Source organism: Kutzneria kofuensis, from assembly GCF_014203355.1.
In the GTDB taxonomy this organism is placed as follows: Bacteria; Actinomycetota; Actinomycetes; order Mycobacteriales; family Pseudonocardiaceae; genus Kutzneria; species Kutzneria kofuensis.
Genome location: NZ_JACHIR010000004.1, coordinates 32,944 through 46,739, shown reverse-complemented (window position 1 = coordinate 46,739; position 13,796 = coordinate 32,944). Strand labels below are relative to the sequence as shown.

General features: G+C 70.6%; 7 protein-coding genes. 4 read left to right on the top strand and 3 right to left on the bottom strand.

Annotated elements, in window-relative coordinates; genetic code table 11:
* The first annotated feature begins 1 nt into the window (after position 1).
* From BJ998_RS45065 to BJ998_RS45055, 3 genes are read left to right on the top strand one after another with little or no spacing between them, the layout of a single operon-like run.
* A complete protein-coding gene (locus BJ998_RS45065; RefSeq protein WP_184870351.1) occupies positions 2 to 4,216 on the top strand; it encodes a glycoside hydrolase family 38 N-terminal domain-containing protein in 4,215 nt (1,404 codons plus the stop codon).
* A 54-nt stretch (positions 4,217 to 4,270) separates the two neighbouring features.
* Positions 4,271 to 4,663 carry a VOC family protein gene (locus BJ998_RS45060; RefSeq protein WP_184870350.1) on the top strand — a complete coding sequence of 131 codons (393 nt, stop codon included), beginning with the start codon at positions 4,271 to 4,273 and terminating at the stop codon, positions 4,661 to 4,663.
* A gap of 28 nt (positions 4,664 to 4,691) precedes the next feature.
* Complete coding sequence (locus BJ998_RS45055; protein ID WP_184870349.1) at positions 4,692 to 5,564, top strand: sigma-70 family RNA polymerase sigma factor; 873 nt, start codon at positions 4,692 to 4,694, stop codon at positions 5,562 to 5,564.
* Between the two features lie 48 nt (positions 5,565 to 5,612).
* Here BJ998_RS45055 and BJ998_RS45050 read toward each other — a convergent pair whose 3' ends face one another.
* From BJ998_RS45050 to BJ998_RS45040, 3 genes are read right to left on the bottom strand one after another with little or no spacing between them, the layout of a single operon-like run.
* Positions 5,613 to 9,269 (bottom strand): glycoside hydrolase family 3 C-terminal domain-containing protein, encoded by a 3,657-nt coding sequence (locus BJ998_RS45050; protein WP_184870348.1) that lies wholly within the window; start codon positions 9,267 to 9,269, stop codon positions 5,613 to 5,615.
* A 49-nt stretch (positions 9,270 to 9,318) separates the two neighbouring features.
* Entirely contained in the window at positions 9,319 to 10,449 is a 1,131-nt protein-coding gene (gene xynA, locus BJ998_RS45045) for an endo-1,4-beta-xylanase XynA (protein ID WP_312890693.1), read from the bottom strand.
* Positions 10,450 to 10,488: 39 nt separating this feature from the next.
* A complete protein-coding gene (locus BJ998_RS45040) occupies positions 10,489 to 11,751 on the bottom strand; it encodes a CE1 family esterase (RefSeq protein WP_184870347.1) in 1,263 nt (420 codons plus the stop codon).
* A 679-nt stretch (positions 11,752 to 12,430) separates the two neighbouring features.
* Here BJ998_RS45040 and BJ998_RS45035 point away from each other — a divergent pair.
* On the top strand, positions 12,431 to 13,795 hold the full coding sequence (locus tag BJ998_RS45035; RefSeq protein WP_184870346.1) for a GH12 family glycosyl hydrolase domain-containing protein: 1,365 nt from the start codon (positions 12,431 to 12,433) through the stop codon (positions 13,793 to 13,795).
* Position 13,796: the final 1 nt, after the last annotated feature.

Below are 13,796 nucleotides of genomic sequence, written 5' to 3'. Positions count from 1 at the left end.
CATGCGGATCACCGGTGTGCGGGACACGGATCTGTTCGTCGGGCCGGCGGCGGCGCCGCGCCAGGTCGTGCGGGTGACCCTCGCCGGCCCGCGGCCGGCGCCGCTGCTGGTCAGGCTGGCCGGTCCGCTGGTCCGCACGCCGGAGCCGGCGGTCGTGCCGAGCGGAGACGGCGAGGTCGTGGTGGAGGTCGGCGTCGTGTTCGGCGCGCCGACCTCGCCCGGCGTGGCCTATCCGGCGACCGTGCTCGTCGAGCGGCCCGACGACGGAATCCGGGTGTCCGTTTCGGACACGGCCGTGACCGCCGCGGAGACCGGCTGGACCATGTGGATGGTCTCGCACTTCCACTACGACCCGGTGTGGTGGAACACCCAGGCCGGCTTCACCGACACCTGGCTGGACCTGCCCGGCGCGCAGGAGAAGCGGATGCCGTTCCAGCTCTCCGCGTTCGACCTGGTGCGGGCCCACCTGGACGCCGCCCGCCGGGACGAGGACTACCGGTTCGTGCTGGCCGAGGTCGACTACCTCAAGCCGCACTGGGACGCGTTCCCCGAGGACCGCCGCGACCTGCGCGAGTTCGTCCGGGGCGGCCGCGTCGAACTGGTCGGCGGCAACTACAACGAGGCCAACACCAACCTCACCCACCCCGAGTCGACCATCCGCAACGCCGTCCACGGCGTGGGTTACCAGCGGGACGTGCTCGGCGGCGACCCCCGGTCGGCGTGGATGCTGGACGTGTTCGGGCACGATCCGGCGTATCCGGGGCTGATGGCCGACGCGGGGCTCGATTCCAGTGTCTGGGCGCGCGGGCCGTGGCACCACGTCGGCGCGAAGCGGCACACCGGCGACATCACCCGGATGCAGTTCCCGTCCGAGTTCGAGTGGATCGCACCCACCGGGCGCGGCCTGCTCACCGCCTACCTCGCCGACCACTACGTCGCCGGCTGGGACATCGAGCGAAAGTCCACTGTGGACGAGGCGATGGCCGAGGCGTACCGGCAGTTCAGCTCGCTGCGTCAGGTGGCGGCGACCCGCAACGTGCTGCTGCCGGTCGGCCACGACCACAACGTCCCGTCCCGGTTCTGCACGCAGATCCACCGCGAGTGGAACGCGAGATACGTGTGGCCCAGGTTCGTGGTGGGCCTGCCCCGCGAGTTCTTCGCCGCGGTGCGCGCCGACGCCGCCGAGCGCTCGATCGTGTTCTCGCCGCAGACCCGGGACATGAACCCGGTCTACACCGGCAAGGACGTCTCCTATGTGGACACCAAGCAGGCGCAGCGCGCCGCCGAGGTGTCCGTGCTGGACGGTGAGCGGGTGGCGACGCTCGCCTCGCTGCTCGGCGCCCGCTTTCCCGCCGAGGCCCTGGACAAGGCCTGGCGGCAGCTCGTGTACGGCGCGCACCACGACGCGATCACGGGCACCGAGTCCGACCAGGTCTACCTGGACCTGGTCGCCGGCTGGCGGGAGGCCGACGAGTTGGGCCGCGAGGTGCTCACCGGCGCCGTCGACCACCTGGCGTCGCGGGTGGACACCGCGGGTCCGGGCCTGGCGGTGATCGCGGTCAACACCCTGTCCTTCGCCAGGGACGCAGTGGTGTCGGTGACCCTGCGCGATCTGCCGCCCCGCGCCCGTGGCGTCGAAATCGTCGATCCGCACGGGGAATCCGTGCCAGCCGCGACGGACGGGGTCCAACGGCGACCGGACGGCACCCTGGCCGAAGTCAGCCTGTCCTTTCTCGCCCGGCAGGTGCCCGCCTGCGGATACCGCGTGTACCGAGCGGTGGAAGCCGACACCGTGCCTCAGGCCTGGTCCGCCGAAGCGGCACAACGGCCGATCGAGAACGACTCCTTCCTGGTCGAGGCCGATCCCGTCCGGGGCGGCGCGCTGTCCCGGGTGCACGACCGGCGGAGTGGCCGGGAGCTCGTGCGAGACGGCGGCTTGGCCGCGGAGCTGGTGTTGCAGTCCGAGCATGCGCAGCACCCGGTGTGGGAGGAGGGGCCGTGGCATCTGCTGCCGGCCGGGCCCGGCCGGGGCAGCGGCGAGGCGCCGGCCGAGGTTCGCGTGGAGACGAGCCCGCTGGGCGAGCGGATCGTCAGCAGCACGACGCTCGACGGGCTGCGGATCACCCAGCACACCGTGCTCTGGCACGGATTGTCCAGAGTGGACATCCGGTGCTTCGTGGACGGCTCCGTCGGGCAGGACCACCTGCTGCGCGCGAGATTCGCCTTGGACCTGCCCGGCACGCTGCCGGTGGCGGAGGTCGGTTTCGCGGCGGTGGGGCGGTCCTTCGGCTTCCCCGACGTGGATGCCGCCGAGCATCTCTGGACGCTGGACAGCCCCGCGCACACCTGGGCCGGGCTGTCGAGTCCGGTTCGGCTGCGGCTGCGACACCAGGACGGCCGCGTCGGGGACCACTGCGTCGGAGTGGCCGAGGTGGTGGCCGCCGAGGACGAGCGTCTGGTGCGCGAGTTGCTCGTGGCGTTGGTGGCGAAGGGAGTGACCGCGACGCGCACACTGCCGGAAGGGCCGCGGTACGGCTCGCTGGATGTCGACTCGAATCTGCCCGATGTGCGCATCGCCGTGGCCGGCACCGTGTTCGCCGACGAGGTGCTGGCCGGGGCGGGCGACCCGTACCGGCGGGCGCTGGACCGGCACGGTCGGGTTTTCGTGCCGGCGCTACGGACTCGACAAGAGGTGTGGACACCCGACGCGGATCTTCGCGGGCCCCGGGACCTGCCAATGCTGATCGTCGCCGGTCACGATCTCGACGCGCTGATCGCCGACCTCGCCGACGCACGGGTGGAGGTCGACGTGCCCGGCGGCCTGGCGGGGACGTCCGAGCCGGCCGTGGACCACTCCGTCGCCGTGGTGAACCGCGGCACGCCCGGATTCGTCGTCGCTCCCGACGGCACGCTGCACGTCTCGCTGATGCGGTCGTGCAGCGGCTGGCCGTGCGGGGTGTGGATCGACGGCGAACGCCGTACCGCCCCGGATGGTTCCAGCTTCGCCTGGCAGCACTGGTCGCACACCTTCGACCTGAGCCTGGTGTCCGGCGCCGGCGACTGGCGGCAGGCCGGCTTCACCCGAGCCGGACAGGACGTCAACCACCCGGTGCGCGCGCTTCAGGTGCCCAGCGCACCCGGCGCCCTGCCGCCGGAGCTCAGCCTCATCACGGTGTCGCCGGCCGAGGTGCTGCTCACCGCGGTCAAACCGGCCGGCAATCCGCTCGCCTCCGGGGCCGCGGCCGAGGGGTCCCCGGCCGACGGGATCACCGTGCGGATCTACGAGACCACCGGCACACCGGTGACCGCCACGGTCGGCCTGCACGGCGGGTTGACGACCGCTTGTCGGACGGATGTGTTGGAGGAGAAGAACATCGAGCCACTCACCGTCCACAGTGGCCAGGCGCGGGTCGGGCTGGCCGCGGCGGACGTGGCCACCGTGCGCCTCAAGCCGTCCGCCGTGTCGGCCCACTCCGGTGCCCGGCTGGCTCGCGGCCAGGAGCCGGTGCAGCCGGTGTTCACCCGTTACTGGCGGCACAACGCCGGACCGGCGCCGCTCGGCAACCTCCCGGTGAGCGTGCACGTCAGCCCGGCGCGCCTGCACCTCGACGTCGGCGCGACGGCCGAGGTACGGGTCACGGTCAGCTGTAGCGGACGCCCCGCATCCGGTGCCGTCGAACTCTCGATGCCACCCGGGCTCGTCGCCGAATCGCCGGACGGCCTGGCCTACGATCTGACCCCCGACGGGTTCGCCGCGTTCAGGTTGACGGTGCGCGGCACGCTGCCGGGGCGTCGCCTGCTCGCCGTCCGCATCCGGGACGATCTCGGCCAAGTCCTCGAGGACACCAGCGAGGTCGTCGTCGGTGAACCGCCCGCGGACGACAGCCTCGTGTCCCTGCTGCTGGGCGCGGACGGGCTGGAACTGGTCGCCGGGCACGTCGTGGAACTACCGGTGTCGCTGCGCAACCATGCCCAGAGCGAGATCCGGGGCGAGGCCACGCTGATCAGCCCGCACGGGACCTGGTCCGACGACGTGCGCATCGACCCGCGCACCCAGCCGTTCACGATCGCCGCCGGTGGCACGGCCTCGATCTCCTTCAGCGCCCGGGCGGCGGCCACGGCGCGAGTCGGCTCGCACTGGTGGGCTTTGGTGCGAGTCGCCTGCCACGGCCGGCTGTACTACACGCCGGCGGTAGCCGTTCACGTGGTGCGGTGACAGCAGCACCGGCCGATCCCGTTACCTTTTCCGGCCGGCTCGCGTCATACGGGCATGCTGACGAACATCATGTTTGTGACCGTGTATGTCACCGATCAGGACCGCGCGCTGAAGTTCTACACGGAAGGGCTCGGCCTGGAGAAGCGCATCGACTATTCGGGGCCCGACGGGCGCTTCCTGACCGTCCGCGCCGGCGGCAGTCCCGTCGAGATCATCCTGTGGTCGCACGCACCCGGCGCGGGCCAGCCGGTCGAGGCGCGCCCGGGGGCCACGCCCGGTCCGCTCATCCTCGAGTCGGACGACCTGCGGAGGGACTTCGAGGTGCTGCGCGAACGAGGCGTGACCTTCGTCCAGCCCGAACCGGAGGACTATCCGTTCGGCGTGCGCATCGAGGCGCTGGACCCGGACGGCAACCGCATCTCGCTGCGCCAGCAGCGCCGCCGGTGACCGGGCAGTGTGCGAGGAGGGTGACACGATGACCGACACCGGCCGGTCGGACCTGGTGGCTGAGGCGTTCGAGGCCCACCGCGACCGGCTGCGTGCCGTCGCCTACCGCGTGCTCGGATCGCACGCCGATGCCGAGGACGTGGTGCAGGAGGCGTGGTTGCGGCTGTCCCGGCAGGACACGGCGACCATCGAGAACCTGGCCGGCTGGCTGACCACGGTGGTCGGCCGGCTCAGCCTGGACGTCCTGTGGTCGCGGCAGACCCGCCCCGAGGCCTCCGTCGGCGACGGGCTGCCCGAGTTCGTCGTGACGGTCGACGACCCGGCGCCGGAGGACGAGGCGGCGCTCGCCGACTCGGTCGGGCTGGCGCTCCTGGTCGTCCTCGACTCGCTCGGGCCGAGCGAGCGGCTGGCGTTCGTGCTGCACGACCTGTTCGCGGTGCCCTTCGACGAGATCGGCCAGATCCTCGGCAAGTCCACCGCCGCGACCAAGATGCTCGCCAGCCGGGCCCGCAGGAAGGTCCGGGAGACCAGGCGACCGGCGGCCCTACGCGAGGAGCGCGAGGTGGTCCAGGCGTTCCTCGCGGCGGCTCGCGGTGGCGACTTCGAGGGCCTGCTGCGGGTGCTGGACCCCGAGGTGCGGCTGACCGTCGACACGGCCGACGGCGTGGTCGTCACGCTCGGTGCGACCAAGGTGGCCGCCGGGGCGCAACTGGCTGCCGGCGCTGCCGCGCGAGGGCGAGCGGTGCTGGTCGACGGTCGTCCCGGGATCGTCTCCTGGCGGGAGGACGGTTCCCCGCTCTCGGTCGTCTCGTTCACCGTCGTGGACGGCCGCGTAGCCGGCATCGCGATCCTGACCGATCCGGTCCGGCTCGGGTCGATGGACCTGCCGAGCCCGGCGTGAGCGGCCGGGTGTCCCGCCGACGTCGTGCCGACGGGACACCCGGACCGGTCAGCCGATGGCGATGCTGAAGATGTGCATCGCCGCCGTGCCGCTGACCGCGCCGTCGCTGATGTCCGGCAGGGTCACGTACCGCACGGTCTTGCCGGCCTGCAGCGGTATCGGGGCGTAGTACAGGCTCACCTGCTGGTTCGTCCGCCCGCTGCCGTTGTTGAGGTACGGCACCGTGACGACGATGTCGCCACCGGTCGCCGCGTTGGCCCACCAGTCCGCGAAGCTGACGGTGTGGGACTCGGTGGTGCCGTCGGTGTAGGTCACCGTCGCGGTCCCGGTCGGGCTGCCGTAGTCACCGGCGCCGATCAGGCCGAGCGTGTGGCCGGAGCCGGAGATCGCGATGGTCTGCCCGCCGGCCACCCCGCCGGCGACGACGTTGTCCTGGGTGCCGGGTTGGGCGTCCGGCCAGGTGAACGTCAAGCCGTCATGGGTGAACGTCGCCCCCGGGGTGAGGCTGGGCGTGGCGTTGGCCAGGGCCTGGGCCGAGAAGCTGGCGTTGCCGCCGTCGAAATCGCCCGAGCCCGGACTGGCGTCGTCGCTGATGCCGACGTTGTTGTACGCCGCCGCCAACGACGGGTACGGCGCATGGGGCAGCAGCACGGTGGTCGCATCCGCCGAGCTGCCCGGCCCGTTGGCGGAGGTGAACGTCGCCTGCGCCGACACGGCGAACTTGCTGGGTTGCGCCGAGGCCGGCACGGTCACCTGCCAGGTGGTGCTGACCGTCTGCCCGGCGGCCACGGTGGCGAAGGTGGACGGCGAGGTGGCCTTGACGGTCCAGTCTGCGGGCGCGTTGAGCGTCAGGGCCACGTCGCGCAGTGGCCGAGCGCCCGCCGGGTTGGGCAGCGTGGTGGTGGCGGTGAACGTGGCGCCCGGTTGCACCTGGGCCGGCGCGCTGAGCGTGAACGGCTGCTTGACCACGACCGGCGTCGAGCCGGTGACCCCGTTGACCGTGACGCTGATGGTCGCGACGCCAGGCGCCACGAGGGTCACCTTGCCGGTTCGGCTCACCTCGGCCACCCGAGGATCGCTGCTGCGGTAGCTGACCCGGGTGTGGGCCAGGTCGACGAACGTCTCGTCGTTGTTCACCGCCTCCACGACGCGGTCGGCCCGGACGTGCTGGGCGGCTTGCGCGGTGTCGTCGGCGATCCACGGGTTCCGGGCGGTCAGGTCGATGCTCTGGCCCGGCGCGAACACCACCTGATCGGGCTGCACGGTGACATACCGCGTCTTCGGGGTGATGGAGCCGGTGACTTTCACCGTGCTGTCGCCGACGATGTGATCGGCGTCGGTGCCCACACCGAACCGGTAGGGGCCGTTGTACACCACGTCGCGGTGCTGGCCCTCGTCCCAGAACGCCAGATCGCTGATCCGCACCGGGATGGACAGGTGCTGGGTCTGTCCGGGGGCCAACACGGTCGTCTTCCGGAACCCGGCCAGCCGTTCGCGCGGCAGTTCCACGCCGGGCACGGTGAACGGCGTGGACACGTACAGCTGGGCGACGGTGGCGCCGGCCGTGTGGCCCGTGTTGGTCACGTCCAGGTGCACGGTCACCTGCCCGTCCGCGTTGACGGACTTGCGGTCGGCGCGCACGTGCGAGTAGGCGAAGCTGGTGTAGGACAGGCCGTAGCCGAACGGATACGTCGGTGTGCCGGTGAAGTACTGGTAGGTGCGCCCGAGGCCGCCGGTCTGCGACGGGGTGAGGCCGTAGTTCTTCACCCCCGGCAGCTGCGAGTCGTCGGCGTACCAGGTGAAGTCCAGCCGCGCGCTGGGGTTCTGCTTGCCGAACAGCACGTCGGCCAGCGCGGTGCCCTGGCTCTCCCCGTTGTATGCGCTGAACACGATGGCCGGGAAGTCGCCCTTGACGTCGTCGATGGCGACCGGGCCGCCGGCCTGGATGGCCAGCGCCGTCCGCGGGTTGCCGACCGCGTGGACCTGGTCGATCAGCGAGTTGTAGTTGCCCGGCATGGCGATGGTGCCGCGGTCCTTGCCCTCGGTGGCCACGCTCGTGTCGGTGCCGACGAACACCACGACCAGGTCGGCGGTCTTGATCGCGGCCAGGGTGGCCGCCGAGCAACTCGCCGTCGTGGTCGCGCCGGTGGACGTGCCGCAGGCGTCGAACGTGATCGTCGCCTTCGGGTTGGCCGCCTTCACCCCGGCGGTGATGCCCTGCACCGCGCTCACCTGGACGGCCGGTTCGCCGGAGTAGTCGCCGAGGGTGACCGTGCCGGCCAGGTCGCCGACGACCACCACGTTGTCGAGCTTGGCCGGATCGGCCGGCAGCAGCGGCGCCTTGGTGTCGGGCACGGGGTCGTTCTTCAGCAGTGCCAACGAGTTCGCCGCGACCTTCTCGGCCAGCGCCTGGTGCGCGGGGCTCTGGATCTGGTCCTTGGTGATCTTCGTGTAGGCCACCTGGTCCGGCGGGTCGAACTCGCCGGTCTGCATGCGCATGGTGAACAGGTGCACCAGGGCGTCGTCGATGACGCCCTCGGACAGCACCCCGGCCTTGATGGCTTCCTGGATGTTGGCCAGGGTGTCCTCCGCACCCGTGCAGTTGAGCTGGGTGCCCGCGCGCAGCGCGTACGCCTGGCCGCCGGCGGCGCCGGAAACCTGTTGTCCGGTACCGGTGTTCGTCCACTGTGTCGCGCCGTTGGCGGTGGCCGTGGTCCAGCCCGGCGGCGCCCAGTTGTGGCTGCCCGGCGCGTAGACGTCGCCGACCGCGCCGCAGTCGGACGTGGTGTATCCGTCGAAGCCGTAGGTCCGCTGGGCCAGTTCGTTCGCGGTGTACGTGTCGGCCGGCGCCGGCGTGCCGTTGATCGCGTTGTACGAGGTCATCAGGCCGGACACGTGGGCGTTCTGGATCAGGTCCCGGAACTGCGCGGTGTAGTAGTCACGGAGGTTGGCGTCCGTGGTGTCCGAGGAGTCCGCGTGCCGGTCGTTCTCCACGTCGTTGAGCGCGTAGTGCTTGGCCGTGGCCGCGACCTTGAGGTAGGGCGTCATCGGCCGGCCGGACGGGGTCTGGCCCTGGTAGCCGTTCACGAACGCGCCGGCCATCCGGCCGACCAGGTACGGGTCCTCGCCGAACCCCTCGTCGGTGCGGCCCCACCTGGGATCCCGGTCCATGTTCACCGTCGGGGCCCAGTAGGTCAGGGAGCCGTAGCCGTTCTTGTCCGGGCCGATGTTGTTCTGCGCGACACCCCACAACGACTTGTCCAGCATGCCGCGGGCCTCGTCGGAGATCGCCGTGGTCTCCTGGTAGATCAGGTCCGGATCCCACGACATGGTGCTGGCCAGGTTGGTCGGGAAGCTCGTCGCGTGCACGCCGCCGCCGACGGTGCCGTGATCGGTGTTCGCGCCGAGCGTGTTGAGCCCGTGCTGGCCCTCGCTCCAGTACGTGTACTGCTGCACGCCGAGCCGGGGAATGGCCGGCGCGCTGTTGGTGTGCAGCTGCAGCACCTTCTCGGCGAGCGTCATGCGGGAGACCAGATCGGCGGCCCGTTCCGCGAAGCTGTGGTGGGTGTCGCGGTAGATCGGCACCGCGGTCGCGGTCGGCTGCGCCGACGCGGCCGCCCACGTGGACGGGACGAGCGCGGCCGCGGCGAGCAGGCTGCCGGCGACGAGTCGCGCTCGCCGCCGGCGGGAGTGGATCAAGGGCATCAAGAACTCCGTCACAGTTGGTCGGTGGCGCTGCGGGACTGGCCGGCGGTCACCCGAGGGACCAGCGCTGGCTGCTCTGGCCGTTGCAGGCCGCCAGGTCGACCAGCGCGCCGTCGGCCGTGGAGCCGCCGACCACGTCCAGGCACAGTCCGGATTGGACTCCTCTGATGGTGCCGTCGGAGTTGAGGTTCCACTGCTGGTTCGCGCCGCCGTTGCAGGACCAGGTCTCCACCTTGGTGCCGGGGCTGGTCTGGTTGTCGTAGGCGTCCAGACAGAGGGTGGTGCCGTTCAGGGTGGTCGTCAGCTGGCCGCTGGAGGTGCGGGTCCAGGTCTGGTTGGCGCCGCCCCAGCAGGAGTAGATCTGCAGCTGGGTTCCCGGCGTTGTCGAGGCGTTCGGCACGTCCAGGCACTTGCCCGCGCCCACCGCGTGCACGGCTCCCGTGGTGCCGCCTCCGCCGCCACCCCCGCCGGAACCGCCGAGGACGATGTTGGAGTTGCCGCTGCTCTGGTAGCCCTCGGTGGCCAGGATCATGTAGTAGTTGAAGCTGCCCAGGTTCATGCCGTGGCTGGCCCAGGCGTCGAAGAAGTTGCCGGTGGTGATGCTGCCACCGGTGCGCCGGGCCTGGCGGACGGCCCAGTACTGGTTGAACGTCCGGTTCCCCTCGACCGACGGGGCGTTGTAGCGGGTGGTCTCGTAGATGTCGTACGTGCCGCCGTCGCTGGTGACCGTGCCCTTGTACGTGCCGGTCGGCCGGTAGCTGCCCCAGTTGTCGACGATGTAGTACTCGACCAGCGGGTTGGAGGTCCAGCCGTACAGCGACAGGTAGGCGTTGCCGGAAGGGTTGAAGGAACCGGAGTAGTTCACCGTCATGCGCGCGCCGTTGGCCCAACCGGTGCCGGCGACGAAGTTGTTGACGTTGCTCCACGACGTGCTGTAGTTCCCGCCGGAGCCGAGGGTCATACAGGCCGATCCGCCGCCCGCGGTCCAGAACGAGTAGTAGTAGCCGTTGCTGTTGCCGGTCTGGCTCGAACAGATCGTCCCGGCGGCGTTGGCGGTGCCGGGCATGATGATCGCCACCAGGGTGAGTGCCGCGGCCACCGCGACGGTGCGGACGGCGCCGACGAGCAGCCTGCCGCGCCGTCTGAGTCCGTTGCGGCGTTCGGCATGGACAGGGTGCACGTGGGTGCTCCTTTCTCGGTCAGGCTTGGCGGGGACGCGCTACGGGCTGGTGCAGCTCGGCGCGGAGGTCGGCGGCGTGCCGTTGGCGAGGAAGCCGAAGGTGGTCGACCCGGCTGCCGGGAGTGAACCGTTGTACGAGGCGTTGCTGATCGACACGGACGAACCGGTTGCGGTCAGGGTGCCGTTCCACACCTGAGTGATGGTCTGGCCGTCGAGCGTCCATCGGACGGTCCAGCCGTTGACCGCCGCGCTGCCGGCCGTCACCGTGACTTCGCCCTGGAAGCCGCCCTGCCACGAGTTGACCGTCCGATAGCTGGCGGTGCACGCGCCGCTGGGCGGCGGGGTGGTCGACGTGGGCGGCGGAGGCGTGCTGGAGTCGAACTGGGTGAAGAACTTCCAGACTTCGCCGGAGGTCCAGGTGTGCCAGCCGTCGCAGGTGCAGCCGTCGATGGGGCCGGGGTCGTGTCCGGCTCCGTCGAACGCGGCCCAGACCACGGGATAGCCGGCTTTGCAGCCGGAGTAGGTGGTGACGATGTGGGTGAGGCTGCCCTGCGCCGGCTCCGGCGGGTTCTGCGGGGTGCAGCCGTTGGCGCGGACGAAGGTGTCGCGTAGTGCTCGTCCGTTGGAGATGGGCAGGACGTTGTCGCGGAGGCCGTGGAGTCCCATGTAGGCGATGGGTTGGGTGCCGCCGTTGCAGCCGCTGAGGTTGGCGCCGGAGTAGACGGCGACGGCGCGGAAGACGGTTGCTCGGGCGCAGGCTAGGGCGTAGGTCATGGCGCCGCCGTAGCTGAAGCCGGTGGAGAACAGTTGTGTGGTGTCGATGCACAGGCCGGCTTCGAGTTGGCGGATCATGTCGTCGACGAAGGTGATGTCTTGGCCGCCGGGGTTGGCCCAGCCGTTGTTGTTGCCTTGGGGGGCGACGAAGATGGTGGTGTTGCCGGCGTTGTCGGCGAGGCGTCGGAGTCCGTAGTAGGACCAGTTGTAGCCGTCGGTGCCGCCGGAGTCGACGTCGTTGGCGGTGCCGCCGACCCAGTGGAAGCCGAAGATGAGTCGGTAGGGGTGGTTGTTGTCGTAGTTGGTGGGGATTCGGAGGATGTAGTTGCGGTTTTGGCCGCTGCTTTGGATGGTGTGTGTGCCGCTGGCCAGGGTGGGGGCCTTGCCACAACCGGCGGTGCCCGCGAGGTGGGCGCCGACCGAGGCCGCCGCGGTCATGCCGAGGCCGCTCACCGCCAGGCCGCCCAGGACGGCGATGAGGGCTGCCAGTAGCGCAACGGGAACGAAAACGGCTCTGTGTCCGGACATCCACACCCTCCGCCGTCCGATGTCGGTTGACGCCGCCCGCCCGGGCGGTTCCGGCGGCTCTGTCCGTTCCGTGGAAGCCGCTCGGGAAGTAACACCTATGTGCTGGGATCAGCAGCACTCATGAGTTCCGGTTTCGGCGTGATCCTGGCCTGGTCGACCACCATCGATAGCAGCGGATCTGCCTGGTGGCAAACAGCTGCTCCGCGTATCCGGTGTCGCCGGTCGGTCCGATATAGGTGGGCTTATCCGCCGCTGCGGTGGGCGGTGGACATGATTGATCATCTTGCGTAGGGGTCTTCCTGCGGTGATGAACCCGTCCTATGCGGGCCGAACTCGGGCCGTGGCGTCGCCGGAGCCGGCCGCGGGTGGATGATCGGCCGCCGCGGGTGGCACGGCTTGCGGCAGCGCCGAGGGTGAAAGTTTCATTGGTATCGCCGCCGACGACGGGCCGGCCCAGGTAGGCGGCCCACGGGCGAGCCGTTCGTCGGAATCGAGCGCCCCGTGAAACTTTCCTTTCATGACTCCGGCTCGACATGGGCTTCGTCGCGATCGTCCTTGGGCCGTCGCAGGGGCGTGGCTAGTGTCGGCGGCTGCCAGACCCTCCTGCAGTCCTCCTGCGGTTCGCCGCAAGCCTTTCCGCCGTGGGAACACGGCGGACTTCCGAAGGAGCGACAGTTCCATGTTCCGAGCATTCCCTCGGCTCCGCGTGTTCGCGGTGGCGCTCGCGGCCGCCGTCGGGGCGGCCTTCGCGATCGCCCCGGCGGCGCACGCCGACACGACCACCTGCTCCGGAACGGGCACGATCCCGGCCGGGGACTACCTGATTCAGGCCAACGAGTGGAACTCGACCGACCGGCAGTGCCTCACCTACACCGGCGGGACCGCGTGGTCGGTGAGCACCGCCAACTTCAACCTCAGCGGCGGCGCGCCGGCCACCTACCCGTCCATCTACAAGGGATGTCACTGGGGTATGTGCACCGCCAACAGCGGAATGCCGATCCAGGTGAGCAAACTGGGCAGCGCCACCACGTCGTGGAGCACCGTCCAGCCCGCTTCCGGCGCCTACGACGTGGCCTATGACATCTGGTTCAACTCCGCGCCCACCACGACCGGCCAGCCCGACGGCACCGAGGTGATGATCTGGCTCAACAGCCGCGGCGGGGTGCAGCCGTTCGGCTCCCGCACCGGTACCTCCGGCGCCGCCGGCATGAACTGGGCCGTGTGGACGGGCCAGCAGACCTCGTGGAAGATCATCTCGTACGTGTTGGACCCGGGCGCCACGTCCGTGACGAACCTCGACCTCAAGTCGCTGATCAACGACGCCGTGGCCCGCGGCTCCATCAACCCCTCGCACTACTTGATCGACGTCGAGGCCGGATTCGAGATCTGGCAGGGCGGGCAGGGCCTGGCCACCAACAGCTTCTCGGTCACGACCACAGCCGGCGGCAGCGGGGACACCACCGCGCCGTCCGTGCCGGCGAACCTCGCGGCCACCGGCGTGACGAGTTCCTCGGTCTCCCTGTCGTGGTCGCCGGCCACGGACAACGTGGGCGTGGCCGGGTACCGGGTGTACCGGGACGGCGTCCAGGTCGGCACGCCCACCGGGGCCACGTTCACCGACACCGGGTTGTCCGCCGCTTCGCGGCACACGTACACGGTCGCCGCCTACGACGCGGCCGGCAACGTCTCGGCCCAGTCCGCGGGAGTAACCGCCACGACGTCCCCGGGCGGCGGGGGAGGGGGCGGGTGCACGGCGACCTACGCGGTGACCAACCAGTGGAGCACCGGGTTCACCGCCAACGTGACGGTGGCGAACACCGGGACCACGGCCACCACCGGCTGGAAGGTGACCTGGACCTGGGGCGGCAACCAGCAGATCGCCAGCGTCTGGAACGGCGTGGAAAGCCGCAGCGGCCAAAGCGAGACCGTCACGAACGCGGGATACAACGGCGCGATAGCGCCCGGCGGCAACACGTCCTTCGGGTTCCAGGCCGGCTACTCGGGGGCCAATCCGCCGCCCACGCTGACCTGCACCACGATCTGAC